20 protein-coding genes, 1 pseudogene and 1 other annotated feature are annotated in these 26,733 nt (G+C 34.7%); of the genes and pseudogenes, 17 read left to right on the top strand and 4 right to left on the bottom strand.

Annotated features, from left to right (window positions below; genetic code table 11):
- The first annotated feature begins 7 nt into the window (after nucleotides 1-7).
- The 13 genes from nusG (at nucleotide 8) to tuf (ending at nucleotide 16,875) form a co-directional block, all read left to right on the top strand.
- The gene (nusG, locus tag NSQ15_RS11060; RefSeq protein WP_002451213.1) at nucleotides 8-556 is read left to right on the top strand and encodes a transcription termination/antitermination protein NusG; all 549 of its coding nucleotides are present in this window, start codon (nucleotides 8-10) and stop codon (nucleotides 554-556) included.
- A 181-nt stretch (nucleotides 557-737) separates the two neighbouring features.
- Nucleotides 738-1,160, top strand: a complete 423-nt coding sequence (rplK, locus tag NSQ15_RS11055; protein ID WP_017637531.1) for a 50S ribosomal protein L11 — start codon at nucleotides 738-740, stop codon at nucleotides 1,158-1,160.
- A 219-nt stretch (nucleotides 1,161-1,379) separates the two neighbouring features.
- Complete coding sequence (rplA, locus tag NSQ15_RS11050) at nucleotides 1,380-2,075, top strand: 50S ribosomal protein L1 (RefSeq protein WP_017637532.1); 696 nt, start codon at nucleotides 1,380-1,382, stop codon at nucleotides 2,073-2,075.
- Between the two features lie 350 nt (nucleotides 2,076-2,425).
- Nucleotides 2,426-2,570: a sequence feature (ribosomal protein L10 leader region), on the top strand.
- A gap of 38 nt (nucleotides 2,571-2,608) precedes the next feature.
- Nucleotides 2,609-3,109 carry a 50S ribosomal protein L10 gene (gene rplJ, locus NSQ15_RS11045; RefSeq protein WP_017637533.1) on the top strand — a complete coding sequence of 167 codons (501 nt, stop codon included), beginning with the start codon at nucleotides 2,609-2,611 and terminating at the stop codon, nucleotides 3,107-3,109.
- Nucleotides 3,110-3,148: 39 nt separating this feature from the next.
- Nucleotides 3,149-3,517 carry a 50S ribosomal protein L7/L12 gene (gene rplL, locus NSQ15_RS11040; RefSeq protein ID WP_017637534.1) on the top strand — a complete coding sequence of 123 codons (369 nt, stop codon included), beginning with the start codon at nucleotides 3,149-3,151 and terminating at the stop codon, nucleotides 3,515-3,517.
- A 157-nt stretch (nucleotides 3,518-3,674) separates the two neighbouring features.
- Entirely contained in the window at nucleotides 3,675-4,283 is a 609-nt protein-coding gene (locus NSQ15_RS11035; RefSeq protein ID WP_017637535.1) for a class I SAM-dependent methyltransferase, read from the top strand.
- 217 nt (nucleotides 4,284-4,500) lie between these two features.
- On the top strand, nucleotides 4,501-8,052 hold the full coding sequence (rpoB, locus tag NSQ15_RS11030) for a DNA-directed RNA polymerase subunit beta (protein ID WP_017637536.1): 3,552 nt from the start codon (nucleotides 4,501-4,503) through the stop codon (nucleotides 8,050-8,052).
- Nucleotides 8,053-8,210: 158 nt separating this feature from the next.
- Nucleotides 8,211-11,807 (top strand): DNA-directed RNA polymerase subunit beta', encoded by a 3,597-nt coding sequence (gene rpoC / locus NSQ15_RS11025; protein ID WP_176745280.1) that lies wholly within the window; start codon nucleotides 8,211-8,213, stop codon nucleotides 11,805-11,807.
- 145 nt (nucleotides 11,808-11,952) lie between these two features.
- Complete coding sequence (locus tag NSQ15_RS11020) at nucleotides 11,953-12,213, top strand: ribosomal L7Ae/L30e/S12e/Gadd45 family protein (protein WP_017637538.1); 261 nt, start codon at nucleotides 11,953-11,955, stop codon at nucleotides 12,211-12,213.
- Between the two features lie 89 nt (nucleotides 12,214-12,302).
- The gene (gene rpsL / locus NSQ15_RS11015) at nucleotides 12,303-12,716 is read left to right on the top strand and encodes a 30S ribosomal protein S12 (protein WP_002451222.1); all 414 of its coding nucleotides are present in this window, start codon (nucleotides 12,303-12,305) and stop codon (nucleotides 12,714-12,716) included.
- Nucleotides 12,717-12,787: 71 nt separating this feature from the next.
- Nucleotides 12,788-13,258, top strand: coding sequence for a 30S ribosomal protein S7 (gene rpsG, locus NSQ15_RS11010; protein ID WP_002451223.1), 471 nt, complete (start codon nucleotides 12,788-12,790; stop codon nucleotides 13,256-13,258).
- 119 nt (nucleotides 13,259-13,377) lie between these two features.
- Nucleotides 13,378-15,459: an elongation factor G gene (gene fusA, locus NSQ15_RS11005; RefSeq protein ID WP_029056350.1), complete on the top strand. Its 2,082-nt coding sequence runs from the start codon at nucleotides 13,378-13,380 to the stop codon at nucleotides 15,457-15,459.
- A gap of 231 nt (nucleotides 15,460-15,690) precedes the next feature.
- Nucleotides 15,691-16,875, top strand: coding sequence for an elongation factor Tu (gene tuf / locus NSQ15_RS11000; protein WP_017637541.1), 1,185 nt, complete (start codon nucleotides 15,691-15,693; stop codon nucleotides 16,873-16,875).
- 252 nt (nucleotides 16,876-17,127) lie between these two features.
- Here the strand turns inward: tuf and NSQ15_RS10995 are convergent, their stop codons facing one another.
- Complete coding sequence (locus tag NSQ15_RS10995; protein ID WP_046466375.1) at nucleotides 17,128-18,294, bottom strand: M20 family metallopeptidase; 1,167 nt, start codon at nucleotides 18,292-18,294, stop codon at nucleotides 17,128-17,130.
- A gap of 170 nt (nucleotides 18,295-18,464) precedes the next feature.
- Here NSQ15_RS10995 and NSQ15_RS10990 point away from each other — a divergent pair, with 170 nt between their 5' ends.
- From NSQ15_RS10990 to NSQ15_RS10980, 3 genes are all read left to right on the top strand, one after another.
- A complete protein-coding gene (locus NSQ15_RS10990; RefSeq protein WP_017637543.1) occupies nucleotides 18,465-19,652 on the top strand; it encodes a glycine C-acetyltransferase in 1,188 nt (395 codons plus the stop codon).
- 66 nt (nucleotides 19,653-19,718) lie between these two features.
- On the top strand, nucleotides 19,719-20,237 hold the full coding sequence (locus NSQ15_RS10985; protein WP_046466377.1) for a GNAT family N-acetyltransferase: 519 nt from the start codon (nucleotides 19,719-19,721) through the stop codon (nucleotides 20,235-20,237).
- Between the two features lie 259 nt (nucleotides 20,238-20,496).
- Entirely contained in the window at nucleotides 20,497-21,444 is a 948-nt protein-coding gene (locus NSQ15_RS10980) for an ornithine cyclodeaminase family protein (protein WP_029056353.1), read from the top strand.
- Between the two features lie 75 nt (nucleotides 21,445-21,519).
- Here the strand turns inward: NSQ15_RS10980 and NSQ15_RS10975 are convergent, their stop codons facing one another.
- The 3 genes from NSQ15_RS10975 to NSQ15_RS10965 all read right to left on the bottom strand — a co-directional run bounded on the left by NSQ15_RS10975 (nucleotide 21,520) and on the right by NSQ15_RS10965 (nucleotide 24,778).
- Nucleotides 21,520-22,290 (bottom strand): DeoR/GlpR family DNA-binding transcription regulator, encoded by a 771-nt coding sequence (locus NSQ15_RS10975; protein ID WP_017637546.1) that lies wholly within the window; start codon nucleotides 22,288-22,290, stop codon nucleotides 21,520-21,522.
- A gap of 157 nt (nucleotides 22,291-22,447) precedes the next feature.
- A complete protein-coding gene (locus NSQ15_RS10970; RefSeq protein WP_340747163.1) occupies nucleotides 22,448-23,683 on the bottom strand; it encodes an MFS transporter in 1,236 nt (411 codons plus the stop codon).
- A 27-nt stretch (nucleotides 23,684-23,710) separates the two neighbouring features.
- Nucleotides 23,711-24,778, bottom strand: coding sequence for a zinc-binding dehydrogenase (locus NSQ15_RS10965; protein WP_340747162.1), 1,068 nt, complete (start codon nucleotides 24,776-24,778; stop codon nucleotides 23,711-23,713).
- Nucleotides 24,779-24,989: 211 nt separating this feature from the next.
- Here NSQ15_RS10965 and NSQ15_RS10960 point away from each other — a divergent pair.
- A pseudogene (locus tag NSQ15_RS10960) lies at nucleotides 24,990-26,624 on the top strand (ribulokinase).
- The last annotated feature ends 109 nt before the right edge of the window (nucleotides 26,625-26,733 follow it).

Below are 26,733 nucleotides of genomic sequence, written 5' to 3'. Positions count from 1 at the left end.
TGGCGACATGTCTGAAGAAGTAGGCGCAAAGCGTTGGTATGCAGTGCATACATACTCAGGATATGAAAACAAAGTTAAAAAGAATCTTGAAAAAAGAGTAGAATCAATGAATATGACAGAACAAATCTTTAGAGTTGTCATACCTGAAGAAGAAGAAACACAAGTTAAAGATGGAAAAGCTAAAAAACTTGTGAAAAAAACATTCCCTGGATATGTACTAGTAGAATTAGTAATGACAGATGAATCATGGTATGTAGTAAGAAATACACCAGGTGTAACTGGATTTGTCGGTTCAGCTGGAGCTGGATCAAAACCTAACCCATTATTACCAGAAGAAGTTCGCTTTATTCTTAAACAAATGGGATTAAAGGAAAAAACAATCGATGTCGAATTAGATGTTGGCGAACAAGTACGCATTAAATCTGGACCATTCGCAAACCAAGTCGGCGAAGTTCAAGAAATTGAAGCGGAAAAATTTAAATTAACAGTGTTAGTTGATATGTTCGGAAGAGAAACACCGGTAGAAGTTGAATTCGATCAAATCGAAAAATTATAGTAAACAAAATTAACATATATAATATATGAAAGTTGAAATTTTACTATTGCTTTCTGAAGTGAAACAGTGTTAAAATAATGTGGTCGCGCTTTTAGAGCGTTCATTTCGTCACGAAATGTTAAGAGTGGGAGGGCAAAACTGAGCCCTGTGACCACATCACGATATCAAGGAGGTGCACATCGTGGCTAAAAAAGTAGAAAAAGTAGTTAAATTACAAATTCCTGCAGGTAAAGCAAACCCAGCACCACCAGTTGGTCCAGCATTAGGTCAAGCAGGTGTGAATATTATGGGATTCTGTAAAGAGTTCAATGCACGTACTCAAGAGCAAGCAGGTTTAATCATTCCGGTAGAAATCAGTGTATATGAAGACCGTTCATTTACATTCATTACAAAAACTCCACCGGCTCCAGTACTACTTAAAAAAGCAGCTGGCGTTGAAAAAGGTTCAGGCGAACCTAACAAAAACAAAGTTGCTTCAGTAACTAAAGATCAAGTACGTCAAATTGCTAATGAAAAAATGCAAGATTTAAATGCTGCAGACGAAGAAGCAGCTATGCGTATTATCGAAGGTACTGCTCGTAGTATGGGTATCACTGTAGAATAATAAACAATCAAATCTAATTTGAAATGAACTGATTCAAACGATAAAAGCAGGTAACAGAATAGGTATAAACAATCCATTTTGTCTATGACATCTTAGCACTCAGTAGCTTGAAAAGGCTGATACGATTAAGAAACTATCTGTTATCTGCTCTTAACTTGTGGTAGACACAAGTAAATGTGGGAGGAAATTCCGCTAAAACCACTAAAGGAGGAACAATAAATGGCTAAAAAAGGTAAAAAGTATCAAGAAGCAGCTAATAAAGTTGACCGTACACAACACTATAGTGTTGAAGAAGCAGTTAAATTAGCTAAAGAAACAAGCATTGCTAACTTTGACGCATCAGTTGAAGTTGCATTCCGTTTAGGAATTGATACACGTAAAAATGACCAACAAATCCGTGGTGCAGTAGTGCTACCAAACGGAACTGGTAAATCACAACGTGTATTAGTATTTGCAAAAGGTGATAAAATCACTGAAGCTGAAGAAGCAGGCGCAGATTACGTAGGTGAATCTGATTACGTACAAAAAATCCAACAAGGTTGGTTCGACTTTGACGTAGTTGTTGCTACTCCAGACATGATGGGCGAAGTTGGTAAACTTGGTCGTGTATTAGGACCTAAAGGTTTAATGCCAAACCCTAAAACTGGTACTGTAACAATGGATGTTAAAAAAGCAGTTGAAGAAATCAAAGCTGGTAAAGTTGAATACCGTGCTGAAAAAGCTGGTATCGTACATGCTTCTATCGGTAAAGTTTCATTTAGCGATGAAAAATTAGTTGAAAACTTCAAAGCTTTACAAGATGTATTAGCAAAAGCTAAACCATCATCTTCTAAAGGTACTTACTTCAAATCTGTTGCTGTAACTACAACAATGGGTCCTGGAGTTAAAGTTGATACTTCTTCATTCAAATTATAATTAATAAATATAACCTAGGGCTGTTAAAGTCCTAGGTTTAATTTTTTAAAACGAAGAAACTCTAAGCATTAAAATGCATTACGAGAGGAACGCCACAGCTAAAGCTCATGCTCACAGTAGTTGACTGACCACTCATATCACAGAGCTCATGATTGGTCTAGTCAACCTTGTGGAGGCAACACTAAGAAATCAGATAGATTTGAGAGTTGCTCTCTAAGAAACTCTAAGCATTAAAATGCACTTCGAGAGGAACACTTGAGCTAAAGCTCATGCATAAGAAACTCTAAGCATTAAAATGCTAAGAGTTTCTAAAAAACATATTGACATATTACAATTAAGCAGTTATATTAAATATTGTGATTATTTTACCTAAGACAGTAGGAGTTATTTGATAACTTAAAACATAATCCTACCGAGGCTAAAATTGACTTGAACGTGACTATTAACTTTCAAGCACTTTTTGCCGTGGGTAGAAAGTGCTTTTTTTATTAAACTTAAAAAAAGCACCGAAAAAATTAAATGGAGGTGTCTGAATGTCTGCTATCATTGAAGCTAAAAAACAATTAGTTGATACAATTGCTGATCAACTTAAAAACTCAGTTTCAACAGTGATCGTTGACTACCGTGGTTTAACAGTAGCTGAAGTTACTGAATTACGTAAACAATTACGTGAAGCTGGTGTTGAGTATAAAGTATACAAAAACACAATGGTACGTCGTGCTGCTGAAAAAGCTGGTATCGAAGGCTTAGATGAATTCTTAACAGGTCCTACAGCTATCGCAACTTCAACTGAAGATGTAGTAGCTCCAGCAAAAGTTATTGCAGGATTTGCAAAAGAACATGAAGCGTTAGAAGTTAAAACAGGCGTTATGGAAGGAAATGTTATTTCAGCAGAAGAAGTTAAAACTGTTGGTTCATTACCTTCACACGATGGTCTTGTATCTATGCTTTTATCTGTATTACAAGCTCCAGTACGCAACTTCGCTTATGCGGTTAAAGCTGTTGGAGAACAAAAAGAAGAAAGCGCTGAATAATTGCGCATAAAAAATTAAAAATAACGGAGGAATTATAAAATGGCTAATCAAGAACAAATCATTGAAGCAATTAAAGAAATGTCAGTTTTAGAATTAAACGATTTAGTAAAAGCAATTGAAGAAGAATTTGGTGTAACTGCAGCAGCTCCAGTAGCAGCAGCAGGTGCAGCTGGTGGCGGCGACGCAGCAGCTGAAAAAACTGAATTTGATGTTGAATTAACTTCAGCTGGATCTTCAAAAATCAAAGTTGTTAAAGCAGTTAAAGAAGCAACTGGCTTAGGATTAAAAGACGCTAAAGAATTAGTTGACGGAGCTCCTAAAGTAATCAAAGAAGCTTTACCTAAAGAAGAAGCTGAAAAACTTAAAGAACAATTAGAAGAAGTTGGAGCAACTGTAGAATTAAAATAATTCTAGTTTCCTAACTAAATAATATAGTTACAAATTATATTTGTGACTACATTCTTTGAGAAGTTAAAAACCCCGTTATTGCGATAACGGGGTTTTTAATTCATTTATAATAATTTTTTCAATTAATGTTATACAAAAGACTAATAGAGGTGAAGACATGAGTCATTACTATGATGAAAATCCGGATGTAAAAAGTGATGAAAAACATATCACTTATGAGTGTTATCAACAATCAATAGATTTAATTACAGATAATGGAGTTTTTTCTAGAGATAGAGTTGATTATGGATCTGACTTATTAATTCAAACATTCATAAATAACAATCCACCTGGTCCAAGTAAAACAATTGCTGATGTTGGTTGTGGATATGGTCCAATTGGATTAATGATTGCTAAGGTATCTCCACATCATCATATTACTATGTTAGATGTGAATAGAAGAGCCTTAGAATTAGCTAAAAAGAATAAAAAAAGAAATCACATTGAAAATGCGGATATTTTAGAGAGTGATGGGATGACTCAAGTTGAAGATAACCAATTTGATTTTGTATTAACTAATCCGCCAATCAGAGCGGGCAAAGATGTCGTTCATCGTATTTTTGAAGAAGCTTACCAAAAACTTAAAGTAAGTGGCGAGTTATTTGTCGTCATTCAAAAAAAGCAAGGTATGCCTTCCGCTAAAAAGAAAATGGATGAATTATTTAACAATGTGGAAGTTGTAAATAAAAGTAAAGGGTACTATATATTAAAAAGTTCAAAAGCTTGATTTAAGAGTAGTATTCTGATATAGTTATAAAATGTAAAAATTTATGTTCAATAAGTGTGTACTTTTATGTAAAACAAATAAGTTAAACAAGATAAATAAAGAATAGAAAATGGTGTCATCTGAAGTGTTGCCGTTTTCTTTTTGTCTTTAAATCTTGAGTCTCTCTTTTGTTTTATGAGTAAAAGCAAACCACACAATTTTTGAGGGGTGAATCTGTTTGGCAGGTCAAGTTGTCCAATATGGAAGACATCGTAAACGTAGAAACTACGCGAGAATTTCAGAAGTATTAGAATTACCGAACTTAATAGAAATTCAAACAAAATCTTACGATTGGTTCCTTAAAGAAGGTTTATTAGAAATGTTTAGAGACATTTCTCCGATTGAAGATTTCACAGGTAACCTATCTTTAGAATTTGTAGATTATAGATTAGGTGAACCGAAATACGACTTAGAAGAATCAAAAAACCGTGACGCTACTTATGCTGCACCTCTTCGTGTAAAAGTACGTCTTATTATTAAAGAAACTGGCGAAGTAAAAGAGCAAGAAGTATTCATGGGTGATTTCCCACTAATGACAGATACAGGTACATTTGTTATCAATGGTGCAGAACGTGTTATCGTATCACAATTAGTACGTTCACCATCCGTTTATTTCAATGAAAAACTTGATAAAAACGGCCGTGTAAACTATGATGCAACAATTATTCCTAACCGTGGTGCATGGTTAGAATATGAAACTGATGCAAAAGACGTTGTTTATGTACGTATTGATAGAACACGTAAATTACCATTAACTGTATTACTAAGAGCATTAGGTTTCTCAAGTGATCAAGAAATTGTAGATTTACTAGGTGATAGTGAATACTTACGTAATACATTAGAAAAAGATGGTACTGAAAACACAGAACAAGCATTATTAGAAATTTATGAGCGTTTACGTCCTGGCGAACCACCAACAGTAGAAAATGCTAAAAGCTTATTATATTCACGTTTCTTCGATCCAAAACGTTATGACTTAGCAAGCGTTGGTCGTTACAAAGCAAACAAAAAACTACACTTAAAACACCGTTTATTCAACCAAAAATTAGCAGAACCAATTGTTAATAGTGAAACAGGTGAAATTGTAGTTGAAGAAGGAACAGTTCTTGATCGTCGTAAATTAGACGAAATTATGGACGTTTTAGAATCAAATGCTAATAGTGAAGTATTTGAATTAGAAGGAACAGTTATTGATGAACCAGTTGAAATTCAATCAATCAAAGTATATGTTCCTAATGATGAAGAAGGACGCACAACAACTGTTATTGGTAATGCATTACCAGATTCAGAAGTTAAATGTATTACTCCAGCAGATATCATTTCTTCAATGAGTTATTTCTTTAACTTATTAAGTGGTATCGGTTATACAGATGATATTGACCATTTAGGTAATCGTCGTTTACGTTCAGTAGGCGAATTATTACAAAACCAATTCCGTATTGGTTTATCAAGAATGGAACGTGTAGTTCGAGAAAGAATGTCTATTCAAGATACGGATTCAATTACACCACAACAATTAATCAATATCCGTCCTGTTATTGCATCTATTAAAGAATTCTTTGGTAGTTCACAATTATCACAATTCATGGACCAAGCTAACCCATTAGCAGAATTAACACATAAACGTCGTCTTTCTGCTTTAGGACCTGGTGGTTTAACACGTGAACGTGCACAAATGGAAGTTCGTGACGTACACTATTCTCACTATGGTCGTATGTGTCCAATTGAAACACCAGAGGGTCCAAACATTGGATTAATCAACTCTTTATCTAGTTACGCACGTGTGAATGAATTTGGTTTCATTGAAACACCATATCGTAAAGTAGATTTAGATACGAATGCAATTACTGATCAAATTGACTATTTAACTGCTGATGAAGAAGATAGTTATGTTGTTGCCCAAGCGAACTCTCGATTAGATGAAAATGGCCGTTTCTTAGACGATGAAGTTGTTTGTCGTTTCCGTGGTAATAACACAGTTATGGCTAAAGAAAAAATGGATTACATGGATGTTTCACCTAAACAGGTTGTATCAGCAGCTACAGCATGTATCCCATTCTTAGAAAACGATGACTCTAACCGTGCGTTAATGGGTGCAAACATGCAACGTCAAGCAGTACCATTGATGAACCCTGAAGCTCCATTTGTTGGTACTGGTATGGAACATGTTGCTGCACGTGACTCAGGTGCTGCTATTACAGCAAACCATAGAGGTAGAGTTGAACATGTTGAATCTAATGAAATCTTAGTACGTCGTCTAGTTGAACAAAATGGACAAGAGCACGAAGGTGAATTAGATCGTTATCCATTAGCGAAATTCAAACGTTCTAACTCTGGTACTTGTTATAACCAACGCCCAATTGTTGCTGCTGGTGACATCGTTGAATATAACGAAATACTAGCTGATGGTCCTTCAATGGAATTAGGCGAAATGGCATTAGGCCGTAACGTTGTTGTTGGATTCATGACTTGGGACGGTTATAACTACGAGGATGCTGTAATCATGAGTGAACGTTTAGTTAAAGACGACGTTTACACTTCAATTCATATTGAAGAGTATGAATCAGAAGCTCGTGATACTAAATTAGGACCTGAAGAGATTACACGTGATATTCCTAATGTTTCTGAAAGTGCACTTAAAAACTTAGACGAACGTGGTATCGTTTATGTTGGTGCTGAAGTTAATGATGGAGACATCTTAGTAGGTAAAGTAACACCAAAAGGAGTTACAGAACTTACAGCAGAAGAAAGATTATTACATGCAATCTTTGGTGAAAAAGCACGTGAAGTTCGTGATACATCATTACGTGTGCCACATGGTGCTGGCGGTATCGTTCTAGATGTTAAAGTATTCAATCGTGAAGAAGGCGATGATACATTATCTCCAGGTGTTAACCAATTAGTACGTGTTTATATCGTTCAAAAACGTAAAATTCACGTCGGAGATAAAATGTGTGGTCGACATGGTAACAAAGGTGTCATTTCTAAAATTGTTCCTGAAGAAGATATGCCATATTTACCAGATGGAACTCCAATTGACATCATGTTAAACCCATTAGGTGTACCATCACGTATGAATATCGGACAAGTACTTGAGCTACATTTAGGTATGGCTGCTAAAAACTTAGGTATCCATGTTGCATCTCCAGTATTCGATGGTGCCAACGATGATGACGTTTGGTCAACTATCGAAGAAGCAGGTATGGCTCGTGACGGTAAAACTGTATTATATGATGGTCGTACTGGTGAACCATTCGATAATCGTATTTCAGTTGGTGTTATGTACATGCTTAAACTTGCACACATGGTTGACGATAAATTACATGCGCGTTCAACTGGTCCATACTCATTAGTTACGCAACAACCATTAGGTGGTAAAGCGCAATTCGGTGGACAACGTTTTGGTGAAATGGAGGTATGGGCACTTGAAGCATATGGTGCTGCATACACATTACAAGAAATCTTGACTTATAAATCAGACGATACTGTAGGTCGTGTTAAAACATACGAAGCTATAGTAAAAGGCGAAAATATCTCTAGACCAAGTGTTCCTGAATCATTCCGTGTATTGATGAAAGAATTACAAAGTTTAGGATTAGACGTCAAAGTGATGGATGAGCAAGATAACGAAATCGAAATGGCTGACAACGAAGATGAAGATGTAACTGAACGCAAAGTAGATTTACAACAAAAAGATGCGCCAGAATCACAAAAAGAAACTACTGATTAATATGCACATAGATAACTAGAATATAGGTTGGGGCGACATCAGTGTCGCTCAAACCTTTCTCAAATTCTATATACTATAAATGTAAATCAATCAAATAGCACAGCTAATCTAAATTGAAGGAGGTAGGCTCCTTGATTGATGTAAATAATTTCCATTATATGAAAATAGGATTAGCTTCACCTGAAAAGATTCGTTCATGGTCTTATGGTGAGGTTAAAAAGCCTGAAACAATTAACTATCGTACGTTAAAACCTGAAAAAGATGGTCTTTTCTGTGAAAGAATATTTGGACCTACAAAAGACTGGGAGTGTAGTTGTGGTAAGTACAAACGTGTACGCTACAAAGGCATGGTATGTGATAGATGTGGTGTTGAAGTAACGAAGTCAAAAGTACGTCGTGAAAGAATGGGACACATTGAATTAGCAGCACCAGTTTCACATATTTGGTACTTCAAAGGTATCCCTAGCCGTATGGGTCTATTATTAGATATGTCTCCAAGAGCATTAGAAGAAGTTATTTACTTTGCTTCTTATGTTGTTGTTGACCCAGGTCCAACTGGTTTAGAAAAGAAAACATTATTATCAGAAGCAGAATTTAGAGATTATTATGATAAATATCCAGGTCAATTTGTTGCCAAAATGGGTGCTGAAGGTATCAGAGACTTATTATCAGAAATTGACTTAGATGAAGAACTTAAAACTTTACGTGATGAATTAGAATCTGCAACAGGACAAAGACTTACTCGTGCTATCAAACGTTTAGAGGTAGTTGAATCATTCCGTAATTCAGGTAACAATCCAGCTTGGATGATTTTAGATGTACTTCCAATCATCCCACCAGAAATCCGTCCAATGGTTCAATTAGACGGTGGACGTTTTGCAACAAGTGACTTAAACGATTTATATAGACGTGTTATTAACCGTAACAATCGTTTGAAACGCTTATTAGATCTTGGTGCACCTGGAATCATAGTTCAAAATGAAAAACGTATGTTACAAGAAGCTGTTGATGCTTTAATTGATAATGGTCGTCGTGGCCGTCCTGTTACAGGTCCTGGTAACCGTCCATTAAAATCACTATCACATATGTTAAAAGGTAAACAAGGTCGTTTCCGTCAAAACTTATTAGGTAAACGTGTTGACTATTCAGGTCGTTCCGTTATCGCAGTAGGTCCAAGTCTAAAAATGTATCAATGTGGCTTACCTAAAGAAATGGCACTTGAACTATTTAAACCTTTCGTAATGAAAGAATTAGTTCAACGTGAAATTGCAACAAACATTAAAAATGCGAAGAGTAAAATCGAACGCATGGACGATGAAGTATGGGATGTTTTAGAAGAAGTTATTGTAGAACATCCAGTATTACTAAACCGTGCACCTACACTTCACAGATTAGGTATCCAAGCATTCGAACCAACTTTAGTTGAAGGTCGTGCAATCCGTTTACACCCTCTTGTTACTACAGCATATAACGCTGACTTTGATGGTGACCAAATGGCTGTTCACGTTCCATTATCTAAAGAGGCTCAAGCCGAAGCACGTATGTTAATGTTAGCTGCGCAAAACATCTTGAACCCTAAAGATGGTAAACCAGTTGTTACACCATCACAGGATATGGTATTAGGTAACTATTATCTAACATTAGAACGTAAAGATGCTGTTAACACTGGGGCAATCTTTAATGATACTAACGAAGTGTTAAAAGCATATGCTAATGGCTATGTTCATTTACACACTAGAATTGGTGTACATGCAAGTTCATTCAATAATCCAACATTTACAGATGAGCAAAACAATAAAATTTTAGCTACTTCAGTAGGTAAAATTATCTTTAATGAAATCATTCCTGATTCATTTGCTTATATCAATGAACCAACTCAAGCTAACCTTGAAGGTAAAACACCTGATAAATACTTTGTTGACCCAACAGAGTTAGGTGAAGGTGGATTAAAAGAATTCTTTGAAACTAAAGAATTAACTGAACCATTCAATAAAAAATTCTTAGGTAATATCATTGCTGAAGTATTTAATAGATTTAGTATCACTGATACATCTATGATGCTTGACCGCATGAAAGACCTAGGATTTAAATTCTCATCAAAAGCAGGTATCACTGTTGGTGTATCTGATATCGTGGTATTACCAGATAAAAAAGATATTTTAGATGAGCATGAAAAATTAGTTGATCGTGTAACTAAACAATTCAATCGTGGTTTAATCACTGAAGAAGAACGTTACAATGCTGTCGTTGAAATTTGGACAGATGCTAAGGACCAAATTCAAGGTGAATTAATGCAATCACTTGAAAAAACAAACCCAATCTTCATGATGAGTGACTCTGGTGCCCGTGGTAACGCATCTAACTTTACACAGTTAGCAGGTATGCGTGGATTGATGGCTGCACCATCAGGTAAGATCATCGAACTACCAATCACATCATCATTCCGTGAAGGTTTAACAGTGTTAGAGTACTTCATTTCTACTCATGGTGCGCGTAAAGGTCTTGCCGATACAGCACTTAAAACTGCCGATTCAGGTTATCTTACTCGTCGCCTTGTTGACGTTGCACAAGATGTTATTGTTCGTGAAGAAGATTGTGGTACTGACAGAGGTTTACTTGTTTCAGATATTAGAGAAGGTACAGAAATGATTGAACCATTCATTGAACGTATCGAAGGACGTTACTCAAAAGAAACTATCCGTCATCCTGAAACTGATGAAGTGATTATTCGTCCAGATGAGTTAATCACTGCTGAAATTGCTAAGAAAATTACTGACGCTGGCATTGAACAAATGTACATCCGTTCAGCATTCACTTGTAATACACGTCATGGTGTATGTGAAAAATGTTATGGTAAAAACCTTGCAACAGGTGAAAAAGTTGAAGTGGGTGAAGCAGTTGGTACAATTGCTGCACAATCAATCGGTGAACCAGGTACACAGCTTACAATGCGTACATTCCATACAGGTGGGGTAGCCGGAAGCGATATTACTCAAGGTCTTCCACGTATTCAAGAAATATTTGAAGCACGTAACCCTAAAGGTCAAGCTGTAATCACTGAAATTGAAGGTGTAGTAGAAGATATTAAATTAGCAAAAGACCGTCAACAAGAAATTGTTGTTAAAGGTGAAAATGAAACTAGATCTTATCTAGCTTCAGGAACTTCTAGACTTAAAGTTGAAGTAGGACAATCAGTTGAACGTGGTGAAGTATTAACAGAAGGTTCAATTGAACCTAAAAACTTCTTATCAGTTGCTGGTTTAAATGCTACTGAAAGCTATTTATTAAAAGAAGTTCAAAAAGTTTACCGTATGCAAGGTGTTGAAATTGATGATAAACACGTTGAGGTAATGGTAAGACAAATGTTACGTAAAGTTCGTATCATTGAAGCAGGAGATACTAAGTTATTACCTGGTTCATTAGTTGATATCCACAACTTTACAGATGCTAACAGAGAAGCATTTAAAGAACGTAAACGCCCAGCAACTGCAAAACCGGTATTGCTAGGTATTACAAAAGCTTCTCTTGAAACAGAAAGCTTCTTATCTGCAGCATCATTCCAAGAAACAACTCGTGTACTTACTGATGCAGCTATTAAAGGTAAACGCGATGATTTACTTGGTCTTAAAGAAAATGTAATTATCGGTAAACTTATCCCAGCTGGTACTGGTATGAGACGTTATAGCGATGTTCAATTCGATAAAAACGTAGCTCCAGTTGCTAGTACAGAAGAAGAGGTAGACGTTACCGAATAGTTATTTAATCAAGAGACTAAACGAAAATTTTAGTCTCTTGATTCTTATTTATTTCATAAATGCATGAATAAATATTGACTATTGTAGTCATGTAATGTTACTATATTAAAGGTTGATGCAAGCAGAACTTTGGAGGATATTATAAATGTCTAATGAAAAAGTTGCACGCTTTAACAAACAACAATATGTAGTTGGTCTGAAGGAGACGCTTAAAGCGTTGAATAAAGATCAAGTTACATCATTGATTATTGCTCAAGACGTTGAGGTTCATCTTATGACTCGCGTGTTAAGCCAAATCAATCAAAAAAACATACCATATACACTTTTCTCATCTAAGAAGGATTTAGGAGAATATGTAGGTATTAATGTTAATGCAACAATCGTTGCTATATTGAATGAGAATTAGTAAGTTTTTACTTACTAAATTTTATTTAACCTTAAAATGAACCACCTGGATGTGTGGGATTAAAAAATGAAGAGAGGAGGACATATTCAATGCCAACTATTAACCAATTAGTACGTAAACCAAGACAAAGCAAATCAAAAAAATCTGATTCACCAGCTTTAAACAGAGGTTTTAACAGTAAGAAGAAACAATTCACTGAATTGAATTCTCCACAAAAACGTGGCGTTTGTACTCGTGTGGGTACTATGACACCTAAAAAACCTAACTCAGCGTTACGTAAATATGCACGTGTGCGTTTATCAAATAACATTGAAATCAACGCATACATTCCTGGTATCGGACACAACTTACAAGAACACAGTGTAGTACTTGTACGTGGTGGACGTGTAAAAGACTTACCTGGTGTGCGTTACCACATTGTACGTGGTGCACTTGATACTTCAGGTGTAGACGGACGTAGACAAGGTCGTTCATTATACGGAACTAAAAAACCTAAAAATTAATTTTTAAGATTACGTAAATTTTAAAAATAATGAAACACAATATACTATAATAGGAAGGGAGGATTTACATTATGCCTCGTAAAGGATCAGTACCTAAAAGAGACGTATTACCAGATCCAATTCATAACTCAAAATTAGTTACAAAATTAATTAACAAAATTATGTTAGACGGTAAACGTGGAACAGCTCAAAGAATTCTTTATTCAGCATTCGACCTAGTTGAAGAACGTAGTGGTCGTCAAGCTATTGAAGTATTCGAAGAAGCAATCGAAAACATTATGCCAGTATTAGAAGTTAAAGCTCGTCGTGTGGGTGGTTCAAACTACCAAGTACCTGTTGAGGTACGCCCAGAACGTCGTTCTACTTTAGGATTACGTTGGTTAGTTAACTATGCGCGTCTTCGTGGTGAAAAAACTATGGAAGAACGTTTAGCTAACGAAATCTTAGATGCAGCAAATAATACAGGTGGTGCAGTTAAGAAACGTGAGGACACTCACAAAATGGCTGAAGCTAACAAAGCATTTGCTCACTACCGTTGGTAAGATTGAAGCTTTTACCCTGAGTGTGTTCCAAACGATTGGTTTACCAATAATGGCTCATGCTTAGGGCATCGCCATATCTAAAGTACTTATTCAGTAATAACTGGAAGGAGAAAAAATACATGGCAAGAGAATTTTCTTTGAAAAATACTCGTAATATCGGTATCATGGCTCACATTGATGCTGGTAAAACTACTACGACAGAACGTATTCTTTATTACACAGGTCGTATCCACAAAATTGGTGAAACTCACGAAGGTGCTTCACAAATGGACTGGATGGAACAAGAACAAGATCGTGGTATTACTATCACATCTGCTGCAACAACTGCAGCTTGGGAAGGCCACCGTGTAAATATTATCGATACACCAGGACACGTAGACTTCACAGTTGAAGTTGAACGTTCTTTACGTGTACTTGACGGTGCGGTTACAGTACTTGATGCTCAATCAGGTGTTGAACCTCAAACTGAAACAGTTTGGCGTCAGGCTACAACATACGGCGTACCTCGTATCGTGTTTATTAACAAAATGGATAAATTAGGAGCAAACTTTGATTATTCTGTAAGCACATTACATGACCGCTTACAAGCTAATGCTGCACCTATCCAATTACCTATTGGTGCTGAAGATGAATTTGAAGCAATCATTGACTTAGTTGAAATGAAATGTTTCAAATACACTAACGACCTAGGTACAGAAATCGATGAAATTGAAATTCCAGATGATCACAAAGAAAGAGCTGAAGAAGCTCGTTCAACATTAATTGAAGCAGTAGCTGAAACTAATGATGAATTAATGGAAAAATATCTTGGTGACGAAGAAATTTCAGTTGAAGAATTAAAAAATGCAATCCGTCAAGCTACAACTGATGTAGAATTCTACCCAGTTCTTTGCGGTACTGCATTCAAAAACAAAGGTGTTCAATTAATGCTTAACGCTGTAATTGATTACCTACCATCTCCTTTAGATGTAAAACCAATCGTTGGTCACCGTGCTAACAATCCTGAAGAAGAAGTAATTGCTAAACCAGACGATTCAGCTGAATTCGCTGCATTAGCATTTAAAGTTATGACTGACCCTTATGTTGGTAAATTAACTTTCTTCCGTGTTTACTCAGGTACTATGAGCTCAGGTTCATATATTAAAAACTCATCTAAAGACAAACGTGAACGTGTAGGTCGTTTATTACAAATGCACGCTAACTCACGTCAAGAGATTGACACTGTTTACTCAGGCGATATCGCTGCTGCGGTAGGTCTTAAAGAAACAGGTACTGGTGATACTTTATGTGGAGAGAAAAACGACATTATCTTGGAATCAATGGAATTCCCAGAACCAGTTATCCACTTATCAGTTGAACCAAAATCTAAAGCTGACCAAGATAAAATGACTCAAGCTTTAGTTAAATTACAAGAAGAAGACCCAACTTTCCATGCACATACTGACGAAGAAACTGGACAAGTTATCATCGGTGGTATGGGTGAGTTACACTTAGATATCTTAGTTGACCGTATGAAGAAAGAATTTAACGTTGAATGTAATGTTGGTGCGCCAATGGTTTCATATCGTGAAACATTCAAGCAATCAGCACAAGTTCAAGGTAAATTCTCTCGTCAATCAGGTGGTCGTGGTCAATATGGTGATGTTCATATTGAATTCACACCTAATGAAACTGGTGGCGGTTTCGAATTCGAAAATGCTATCGTTGGTGGTGTAGTTCCTCGTGAATACATTCCATCAGTAGAAGCTGGTCTTAAAGATGCTATGGAAAATGGTGTTCTTGCTGGTTATCCATTAATTGATGTTAAAGCTAAATTATATGATGGTTCATACCATGATGTCGATTCATCTGAAATGGCCTTCAAAATTGCTGCATCATTAGCACTTAAAGAAGCTGCTAAAAAATGTGATCCAGTTATCTTAGAACCAATGATGAAAGTAACTATCGAAATGCCTGAAGAATACATGGGCGATATCATGGGTGACGTAACATCTCGTCGTGGACGTGTTGATGGTATGGAACCTCGTGGTAATGCACAAGTTGTAAATGCTTATGTACCACTTTCAGAAATGTTCGGTTACGCAACTTCATTACGTTCTAACACTCAAGGTCGCGGTACTTACACTATGTACTTTGACCACTATGCAGAAGTTCCAAAATCAATTTCTGAAGAAATCATTAAGAAAAATAAAGGTGAATAATATAACTTGTTTTTACTAGCTATGCTAGGTTAAAATACAGGTTGAGCTTAGTTATAGGCTAATCACTTTTATGAATTGATTTTTATGGGTAAATGCATTATAAAGGAAGTATGAATTGAGTAATACTTCTTTTAGACTCAACTTAATCAATCATCTTCTCATGATGGTGAGAAACTATCATGAGAGATAAATTTGAAAATAACTTTTATTAAGAATAGGAGAGATTTAATAATGGCAAAAGAAAAATTTGATCGCTCAAAAGAACATGCCAATATTGGTACTATCGGTCACGTTGACCATGGTAAAACTACTTTAACAGCTGCAATCGCAACTGTATTAGCTAAAAACGGTGACACTGTTGCACAATCATATGACATGATTGACAACGCACCAGAAGAAAAAGAACGTGGTATTACAATCAATACTGCACACATCGAATATCAAACTGACAAACGTCACTACGCTCACGTTGACTGCCCAGGACACGCTGACTATGTTAAAAACATGATCACTGGTGCTGCTCAAATGGACGGCGGTATCTTAGTTGTATCTGCAGCTGACGGTCCAATGCCACAAACTCGTGAACACATTCTATTATCTCGTAACGTTGGTGTACCAGCTTTAGTTGTATTCTTAAACAAAGTTGATATGGTAGACGACGAAGAATTATTAGAATTAGTAGAAATGGAAGTTCGTGACTTATTAACTGAATATGACTTCCCAGGTGACGACGTACCTGTAATCGCTGGTTCTGCATTAAAAGCATTAGAAGGCGACGAAAAATACGAAGAAAAAATCTTAGAATTAATGCAAGCAGTTGATGACTACATTCCAACTCCAGAACGTGATTCTGACAAACCATTCATGATGCCAGTTGAGGACGTATTCTCAATCACTGGTCGTGGTACTGTTGCTACAGGCCGTGTTGAACGTGGTCAAATCAAAGTTGGTGAAGAAGTTGAAATCATCGGTTTACATGACACTTCTAAAACAACTGTTACTGGTGTAGAAATGTTCCGTAAATTATTAGACTACGCTGAAGCTGGTGACAACATCGGTGCATTATTACGTGGTGTTGCTCGTGAAGACGTACAACGTGGACAAGTATTAGCTGCTCCAGGTTCAATCACACCTCATACAAAATTCAAAGCGGAAGTTTACGTTTTATCTAAAGATGAAGGTGGACGTCATACTCCATTCTTCAGTAACTACCGCCCACAATTCTATTTCCGTACTACTGACGTAACTGGTGTAGTTAACTTACCAGAAGGTACTGAAATGGTTATGCCTGGTGACAACGTTGAAATGACAGTTGAATTAATCGCTCCAATCGCGATTGAAGACGGTACTCGTTTCTCAATCCGTGAAGGTGGACGTACTGTAGGATCAGGCGTTGTAACTGAAATCCACGAATAATTTATTATTCGATATAATTAAAGGCCCCGTTTAGGGGTCTTTTTTTATTTATAAAATATGTACTTTGAATTTTGCCTATATACCTCGTATTCAGCTAATTACGAATTATACATACTCCATAATTAAGTTCAATATTACATATGAAATGTGTTAGCTTTTATATACAAAAACACCTCTAAATGAATGATTATTAATCATTTAGAGATGTTTGTAAGTTCATAATTATTTCAGGATAGATATCGGTTTATATTTTTAAAAAACTTTTTCAATTTCTAATATTTTTAAGAATTCACTTGCTGCATATTTGAATGCTGATTCATCTATATCAAAGTAGGGATTATGATGTGGTGCTGTGATCTGTTTATCTTTATTGCCACAACCTGTTAAGAAGAAAGCCCCAGGTCTCACTTTTAAATAATGTGAAAAATCTTCCCCAATCATCATTAAATCAGATTCATTAAAGCGTAAATGCATATCGTTAGCTGCTTGTTTAACAACTTCATAGGCTTGATCATGATTATGAAGAGGTAAATACCCTTTAATATAGTTAAAATCATATGTGATATCATTTGCTAATGCCAATCCCTGTAGTAATTTATCCATTTTTTGTTTAACATGACTTTGAATTTGTGTATCAAATGTACGCACTGTCCCTTTACAAAATGCACTATCTGGTATAACACTATCTGATGAACCAGCCTGTACCATACCAAATGTTAAAACAGCTTGTTTTACAGGATCTATAGTGCGTGAGATGATTTTTTGAGCACTTAAAATAAACTCAGCCATAATAACAATAGGATCAATAGTTTCTTGTGGTTTAGCGCCGTGGCCGCCTTTACCTTGAATTGTAATACTAAATTCATCTGGTGAAGCCATAATTGGACCTGGTCGTGAATATATGGTTCCTGTTGGATAGCCACTCCAAAGATGCGTACCGTAAATTTTATCTACGTCTTTTAAACAACCATCATTAATCATTTCTTGAGAACCACCAGGCATAATTTCCTCACCATATTGAAAGATAAAAACGACATTACCTTTAAGTAGGTGACGATGCTCATTTACTATTTCAGCAACACCTAATAGTATGGCTGTATGACCATCATGTCCACACGCATGCATACAACCATCGTTTTTAGATTTATAAGACACATCATTTAGTTCTTGAACTGGTAATGCATCAAAATCAGCACGAAATGCGATAGTCGGTCCATTTTCTTTTCCTTTAAAAGTTGCTTTAATTCCGTTTCTACCTACTGGAGTTTGAATGTCACATGACAATTGGCTAAGTTGATTAACTATATAGTCATGTGTTTGCTTCTCTTCAAAAGAAAGTTCAGGATATTGATGTAAATAACGTCGCAGTTGAATCATTCTTTTTTCTTTTTTACTAGCCAATTGAAACCAATCAAACAAAACGATCACTTCTTCCGTATTATTATGATAATTAGTATATCACTATCTAATGTTACAAAATAGTTGAAAATGAATATTTATTTTTAAAATTACCACGAGTGATAGGGCTTTCATGAAAGGCTAAATTGATGTATTATAAAGACAAATAGAGAAACAAGGGGGATATCGTTGTGGTTCAATCACTACATGATTTTTTAGATGAAAACATTAATTATTTGAAAGAAAATGGTTTATACAATGAAATAGATTCAATTGAAGGTGCTAATGGTCCAGAAATTAAAATTGAAGGTAAAACTTATGTCAATTTAAGTTCAAATAACTATTTAGGATTAGCAACAAATGAAGATTTAAAAGAAGCTGCTAAAGCTGCGATTGATACACATGGTGTTGGTGCTGGTGCTGTACGTTCTATTAACGGTACGTTAGATTTACATGATGAATTAGAAGAAACATTAGCTAAATTTAAAGGTACAGAAGCTGCAATTGCATACCAATCTGGATTTAATTGTAATATGGCTGCGATTTCAGCTGTAATGAATAAAAATGACGCTATTCTGTCTGATGAATTGAACCACGCTTCAATTATTGATGGTTGTCGTTTATCTAAAGCGAAAATTATTCGTGTGAATCATTCAGATATGGATGATTTAAGAGCAAAAGCTAAAGAAGCTGTAGAATCAGGTCAGTATAATAAAGTAATGTATATCACTGATGGTGTGTTTAGTATGGATGGCGATGTTGCTAAACTGCCTGAAATTGTTAAAATAGCTGAAGAATTTGGTTTATTAACTTATGTAGATGATGCACATGGCTCTGGTGTAATGGGTAAAGGTGCTGGTACGGTTAAACACTTTGGCTTACAAGATAAAATTGATTTCCAAATTGGTACATTATCTAAAGCAATTGGTGTTGTTGGAGGTTATGTTGCAGGAACTAAAGAATTAATTGACTGGTTAAAAGCACAATCTCGTCCATTCTTATTCTCTACATCATTAGCGCCTGGAGATACAAAAGCTATTACAGAAGCAGTTAAAAAATTAATGGCTTCAACTGAATTGCATGATCAATTATGGGAAAATGCTCAATATCTTAAAGATGGTTTAGCAAAACTAGGATTTGATACAGGTGAATCAGAAACACCAATTACACCAGTTATTATTGGTGATGAAAAAGATACGCAAGCATTCAGTAAACGATTAAAAGAAGAAGGTATATATGTTAAGTCAATCGTATTCCCTACAGTGCCAAAAGGTACGGGTAGAGTAAGAAATATGCCTACAGCAGCACATACTAAAGAAATGTTGGATAAAGCTTTAGCTGCTTACGAAAAAGTAGGAAAAGAACTTAACATTATTTAATATAAGAATAATAAATAAAGCACTCATTAACTGTGAGTGCTTTTTTAATATCTTGAGGTGAACATTATGGATGTTGTAGATGAACTACGCCAACTTGATTATAAAGATGAACAATTATTCCTACAATATATTAATGAGTGGTACGAACATAATGAGAAGATTGTACCTGGTAATACAGATTTAAAGAAGTATACTAGTTTCAAAGACATGGTGGATTATATTAATCAACCTAAACCTAGGGAAGATTGGGTTGAAACCAGTACATTTTTTTATTTTAAAAATGGAAAAATTGTAGGAGCAGTTAATATTAGATATCAACTTAACGAACAATTAACTCGTATTGGCGGTCATGTAGGGTATGGTGTAGCAAAATCACAACGTGGTAAAGGCTATGCGACTGTTATGTTAGGAAAAGCGATAGATATTTTAAAACCGTTTCAAATAAAAAATGTGCTAATGACGTGTAATCCTAAAAATTTTGCATCACAAAAAGTTATAAAATCATATGGAGGATACGAAATAGAACCATATATCAAAAAGAATGGATTACCAGTTAAAAGATATCATATACCTATTAATAACTAAAAAAAGCCAAAAAAAAATCATTCTCCAGTGTAGGAGAATGAATGTCGTCAAAAGTTAAATTAAATAGTTTTGTTTAGTTAAACAAAATCGCAGAGATAGTTAAGACACAATAATGTCCAACTGTCTCTTTATTTATGTTTTTAAGAATAGCATGAATACAGTTTGAGAACAATATAAACTTTAATTTGCCAACATTTTTTTATAAAATATCGGGTATTAGTAATATAAATGAATAATTAAATTTTATGGAGGAAAAGGAATGCTATATTTAAATGAAAAAGATCAACAACAATTATTAAATATGCGTGAAGTAATAGATGAAGTAGGAGAATCCTTGAAAGCTTTTTCAGAAGGTAAGACTGAAACACCATTACGATATTCAATTCCTTTTAATGATGAAAATAGATATTTAGTTATGCCTGCGTTATCTGATGTCTTAAAAATTGTGGGATTAAAAACAGTTACATTTGCACCTAAAAATCCTGAAAAAGGTAAATCAACTATCAGTGGATCAGTAATTTTGAGTGATTATGAGACAGGTGAAACGTTATCAGTCCTAGATGGAGGCTATTTAACTAAAATTAGAACAGGTGCAATTTCTGGTGTAGCAACAAAATATTTAGCTAGGGAAGATGCACGTACTTTATGTGTAATTGGTGCAGGAGAACAAGCAGAAGGATTAATTGAAGCTGTTTTAGCTGTTAGAGATATTGATACTATTCATTTTGCAAGTAGAACGACGGAAAAAGCTGAGCGTTTAGCAAAACAGTCACAAACAACATATGATGTTAACGTAAAAGTATTTGAAAATGCTGATGAAGCAATAGAAGGTGCAGATATTGTTGTGACAGCTACTAATTCTTCACATCCTGTGTTTAGTCGAACTTTAGAAGCGGGTGTACATCTCAATGCGGTAGGTTCTTTTAAACCAGATATGCAAGAATTACCTTCTGAATCAATGAAAGTAGCAGATAAAATTATTGTTGAATCTACAGAAGCTGCAATGGAAGAAACAGGAGATTTAAAAATTCCTGAACAAGAAGGCATATTATCTCAAGAATCACTTTATGCAGAACTTGGTGACATTGTTGCTGGGAATAAACAAGGACGTATGAATGATAACGAAATCACTTTATTTAAATCAGTGGGCTTAGCAATTGTAGACATTGTAGTTGCCAATTATTTTTATAAAAAAGCTCAACAATAAAAATAAAGTGAGGTGGAAAATGTACTATTTCTACCTCACTTCTTTATTTTTGTATGCGATAGTAAAATTTTTGCTTTATTGATAATCACTTGGATTAATGGAGATCACATTAGGAATTGTTTTTTTGTATTCTTGTAAATCTTCATGATTATCGGTAATCAACGTAGTAATTTTGTTAGTTGGACAAACTTGATAAAATGCTACTTTATTTAACTTTGAACTATCTGTTAACATGTAAACCTCTTTAGACTGATAAACCATTTGGCGTTTAGCATCTACGAATTCTTCGCTGTAGTGCGTCACGCCTTTTAATGCATCCATAGCAGGTGTAGCTAAAAATGCTTTCATAGAATTAAATGATTGCAAGGTTTGAGTAGTAATTAATCCATTTAATACATAATTGTTGTGATAAAGTGTACCACCAGTGACAATCACTTTATGGTTAGAAGAGCGAAGAATAGAAGCAATATGAATGTCATTAGTGATAATAGTTAAATTTTGCTTTTGTAAAATAGCTTTTGCAAATAATAGAGTGGTAGAACCTGAATCAATAATTAATGTATCTCCATCATTTACAAATTCAGCAGCTTTGTATCCTATACCTAATTTTTCATAATAGTAAGAAGTTTGTCTATCATCGAAATTTAATTCACTATAAACATTTTCATTATTTAGTACGACACCACCATGGGTACGTCTGATTTGGTTGTATTGTTCAAGTTTTACTAAGTCACGACGAATCGTTGCATCGTGTACGTTAAATTCTGTTGCTAATGTATGAACAGTAGCAGTTTTATATTTAGTTAAATAAGCAATGATTTTTTGTTCTCTTTCAGCAGGTAACATATAAAACGTCTCCATTCAGTAATTTTGATAATAAAAATGATAAGATTAAGTCGATTTTAATTATAGTATATCAAATACATAATAAAGGCTGTAGATGAAAGTATGACAATGAAATGATCATCATATATTCAGTCTACAGCCTATAAATTATTTAACGTTATTCCGTTTCACCATATTGTTGACTCTTCGGCATTTTAATGAAGAATGTTAGGATTGTACTAATGAAGTATATAATTCCTAAAATCCAAATTACACCTAAATCTCCAAGTGGCTCTAAGAAAATTCTAACTATCATTGGTCCTATGAATACTGGTAAACCAGCACCTAAGTTTAAGATTGAAAGTGTTGCACCTTTATCTTTTTTAACAAGTGAAGGAATTAATGCAGTTAATGGTACATAAGCTGCAATAAAGATTCCCCAAGCAACGCCAACAATTGTTAATAAAATAATGTTACCGTGTGACCATATTGGGACATAACCCATTAATAGACAAGAAACACCACTACCGATACCACCAAAGATCATTACAGTATTACGCCAACCAATTTTATCTCCAATAATACCCCAAATAAGGTTGAATACGATATTACCGAAGAAGATAGCAGACCAAACAGCTAACCATTTTGAAGTTGGTATTCCGTATGATTCTAGATATAAAGGTAAAAAAATAGGGAATGCAAATTGTGCAGTAGTGTTAATAACACGCACAATACCACCTAATAATACTTTTGGTTCTTCAACTACAATAGTGAAACCTTTCATCATTTCTTTTAATTTAGCTTTAGCATTACTTTTATATGTAGGTAATTTATCTCTATTTAAGACAATAGCTAAAAAGCCACCTAAAATTACCCAGAATAATGAACTCCATAATGTTCCAATATGACCTAAGTATTTAATCGCATAGATAGAATAAAACGCACCTAATACGTTTAGTCCACCAGTAAATACTAGCCAGAACCAACCAACAGCTGCACCCAATGTGCGTTGTTCTGAACGGTATGAAATCCATACTAAGAATGAATATGCAAATAATGGATAACCTAAACCGCGTAGTGCATAAGCTGGATACATAATTGCTAAGTTTTCAGATGGTAATGCAATACCAACGAAACAAATAGTTCCTATAATGTATAAAATCAAGCCGATAAACATTGTACGTTTACCACCGAATGCTTCAGCAAATACGCCACTAAACCAACTTGCAATTGCGACTGTGATACCATAACAACCAAATAGCCAACTCACTTCATTAGAGCTGAAACCATTATGTTGTAAATAAGGACTTAACCAACCAATTTCTAGGCCGTCTCCCATCATAAATATTAAAATCCCTACGTAACCCCAAACAATTTGTTTGGGCATACCTAAAAATGTTGTCTTATTCATCATTTGTTATCTCCCCTTAGATACAATGGTTTATGACCAGTGATATCTTAAATAAGTTTTTTTCCAACCTTTGTGAGCAGCAGTATCATCCATTGCTTTTTTCAAATCCTCTGTACTATGGATATCATAGTAATCATCAGGGATTAATTTTTTAAGTGCTTGTTGATAGTCTTTATTTTCGAATGAAGCAATTAATTGTTCGAATTCATGTTTAGTACTTCTTGAACTACCTGAAAGTGTTAAACCTTTTTCTAATACGTCACGTGTATTAATACCTACTAAATCTTCTGTTACACCCATTAACACGATTTGACCTTGTCTATCGATTAAGTCAATTGCTTGGTTAATAGCAGATTCAGAGAATTTTCCACCGCAACATTCAAATACAGTATGAACACCTTTATGACTATTGAAATCATAATCATTAACTAGATGTGTAGTTGCAAAGTTTTCAAATGATTTTAATTTTTCTTCAATAGCACCGAAGACAATTAAGTTTTCTTGTTCAATACCATAGATATAATGTAAAGCTGTTGCAGCTAAATATCCAACTGGTCCGTCACCAAATACAGCTACTTGTGGAGAAGATTTAGTTGTGATTTCTTTTAATTGATTGATTGGGAATAATGATACTGAACAAAGTTCAGCTAATAACGCAACATCTTCATCTAATGTATCTGGAATTTTAACGATGTTGTCACCAGGTACTACCATTCTATCTTGGCAAATACCATCATAACCGTTACCCATAAATACGGCATTTTCATCATAGTTATCAAGTAAATCTGTTTCTTCAAAATCACCAGCTCTTAAACGAGAAGGAATATTAGGTACGATAACTACTTTATCTCCTTTTTGATAATCAGGATGTTTAGAATCTTCAATAGTACCGATACCTTCGTGGAATAATGCCATTGGTAATTTTTTCTCTAGTGCTTCTTTACGTCTATTACCTGTGTAATATCTTAGGTCAGCGTGACAGACACTTGCTTTTTCTGGATTAACAATAACATCACCATCTCTAAACTCATGATTTATTGTTGTATATTCAAATTCGCCTGGTTGAATAAGACGATATGCTTTTGATCCAATGCTCATTTCTGTTCATCTCCCTTTAATTTCTGTTCATTTTTATTTATGTAAATAATGGTAAACGCTTACAGTCATTTGTGTCAATGGTTTTTGCACAAAAATGTTTGTTTTGATGCTTTTTTATGTTTTTTTATTGATTTATTGTTCATTTGTGCGTATCATCTAAAGAAAACGCTTACTTAAACAGAGATGTAGACAAAGTATGGGGGTATTAGTAATGAGTTATAGTATTGGAGTAGATTATGGAACAGGCTCAGGTAGAGCTTTTTTAGTTGATACTACGAATGGAAAAATTATAGATAAATATATAAAGCCATATACACATGGCACAATCGAAAAAGATTTAAATGGGGTAAAATTGCCACATAGTTTTTCACTTCAAAATGGTAACGATTATATGGAAGTTTTAGAAGAAGGCGTACCTTATTTAATTCAATCTTCAGGTGTGAAACCAGAAGAAATAGTAGGAATAGGAATAGATTTTACTTCATCAACAGTTATGTTTACTGACGAAAATTTAGAACCTATTCATAATTTACCTGGTTTTGAAAATAATCCACATGCATACGTTAAGTTATGGAAACATCATGGTGCTCAAGCTGAAGCGGACCAATTATTCCAAACTGCTTTAGATAATAAGAGTAGATGGTTAGGTTATTATGGATTTAATGTAAGTAGTGAGTGGATGATTCCCAAGATTATGGAAGTTATGAACAAAGCACCAGAAGTGTTAGATAAAACAGCTAATATAATGGAAGCTGGTGACTGGATTGTTAATAAGTTAACAGGAGAAAATGTACGTTCTAACTGTGGTTTAGGATTTAAATCATTCTGGGAAGAAAATGAAGGATTCCATTATGATTTATTTGATAAAGTGAGTGATCAATTATCAGATGTTGTTCGTGATAAAGTGGATGCACCAATAGTTAAAATTGGCGAAACAGTAGGACAATTATCAGAAGAAATGGCTGAAAAACTTGGTCTTTCTACACAGACTAAAGTAAGTCCATTTATTATAGATGCACATTCAAGTCGATTAGGAATTGGTTCACAACAAGACAAACAAATGACTATGGTTATAGGAACGAGTACATGTCATTGAATGTTAAATGAACAGCAACATCAAGTACCAGGTATCTCTGGTTCTGTTAAAGGAGCTATTATTCCTGAATTATATGCTTATGAAGCGGGGCAATCTGCAGTCGGTGATTTATTTGAATATATTGCTAAACAATCACCAAAAGAGTACGTAGATGAAGCAAATGAAAGAGGTATTTCAATTTTTGAATTATTGAATGAAAAAGTAAAAGATCAAATGCCAGGTGAAAGTGGTCTTGTCGTTTTAGATTGGCATAATGGTAACCGAAGTGTATTAAGTGATAGTAATCTTAAAGGATGCGTATTCGGTATGTCACTACAAACAACACATGAAGAATTATATCGTGCATATTTAGAAGCTACTGCATTTGGTACTAAAATGATTATGCAACAATATCAAAGTTGGAATATGGATGTCGAAGATGTATTTGCTTGCGGCGGAATACCTAAGAAAAATCCTTTAATGATGGATATCTATGCAAACGTGCTTAATAAAAAAGTAACTATTATTGATAGTGAATATGCTCCAGCAATTGGTGCAGCGATTCTTGGTTCTGTTTGTGGTGGTGCGCACCAAAGTTTAAATGAAGCGATTGAATCAATGAAAGAACCTGTATTATATGAAGTGACACCTGATCCAGAAAAAGTAAAACGTTATAAAAAATTATTTAGTGCGTATAAAGAGTTACATGATCTTCATGGTTATAAAAAAGCAAGAATTATGCGCAATGTCGGTAAGTTAATGGAAGCATAAAATGATATATATTTAGCAATGGACACTTAGTGAATTGACAATAGTTAATTTACTAAGTGTTTATTTATGATAAAGAAACATCGAATATATTAAAATATATTGGAAAAGG

This window comes from Staphylococcus sp. FSL W8-0774, assembly GCF_038006785.1.
GTDB classification, from domain to species: Bacteria; Bacillota; Bacilli; order Staphylococcales; family Staphylococcaceae; genus Staphylococcus; species Staphylococcus pasteuri.
This window is presented reverse-complemented; position numbering and strand designations above follow the sequence as displayed.

Coding starts and splice junctions, on each gene's coding strand:
- NSQ15_RS10975 (WP_017637546.1), bottom strand. CDS start 22,290: ATGTTACCTGCTGAAAGAGAACAAAAAATCATTGCTTATTTAACTAAA.
- NSQ15_RS11035 (WP_017637535.1), top strand. CDS start 3,675: ATGAGTCATTACTATGATGAAAATCCGGATGTAAAAAGTGATGAAAAA.
- rpsL (WP_002451222.1), top strand. CDS start 12,303: ATGCCAACTATTAACCAATTAGTACGTAAACCAAGACAAAGCAAATCA.
- nusG (WP_002451213.1), top strand. CDS start 8: ATGTCTGAAGAAGTAGGCGCAAAGCGTTGGTATGCAGTGCATACATAC.
- NSQ15_RS11020 (WP_017637538.1), top strand. CDS start 11,953: ATGTCTAATGAAAAAGTTGCACGCTTTAACAAACAACAATATGTAGTT.
- rplA (WP_017637532.1), top strand. CDS start 1,380: ATGGCTAAAAAAGGTAAAAAGTATCAAGAAGCAGCTAATAAAGTTGAC.
- NSQ15_RS10985 (WP_046466377.1), top strand. CDS start 19,719: ATGGATGTTGTAGATGAACTACGCCAACTTGATTATAAAGATGAACAA.
- rplL (WP_017637534.1), top strand. CDS start 3,149: ATGGCTAATCAAGAACAAATCATTGAAGCAATTAAAGAAATGTCAGTT.
- rpoC (WP_176745280.1), top strand. CDS start 8,211: ATGAAAATAGGATTAGCTTCACCTGAAAAGATTCGTTCATGGTCTTAT.
- NSQ15_RS10970 (WP_340747163.1), bottom strand. CDS start 23,683: ATGATGAATAAGACAACATTTTTAGGTATGCCCAAACAAATTGTTTGG.
- NSQ15_RS10980 (WP_029056353.1), top strand. CDS start 20,497: ATGCTATATTTAAATGAAAAAGATCAACAACAATTATTAAATATGCGT.
- rpsG (WP_002451223.1), top strand. CDS start 12,788: ATGCCTCGTAAAGGATCAGTACCTAAAAGAGACGTATTACCAGATCCA.
- fusA (WP_029056350.1), top strand. CDS start 13,378: ATGGCAAGAGAATTTTCTTTGAAAAATACTCGTAATATCGGTATCATG.
- NSQ15_RS10965 (WP_340747162.1), bottom strand. CDS start 24,778: ATGAGCATTGGATCAAAAGCATATCGTCTTATTCAACCAGGCGAATTT.
- tuf (WP_017637541.1), top strand. CDS start 15,691: ATGGCAAAAGAAAAATTTGATCGCTCAAAAGAACATGCCAATATTGGT.
- rplJ (WP_017637533.1), top strand. CDS start 2,609: ATGTCTGCTATCATTGAAGCTAAAAAACAATTAGTTGATACAATTGCT.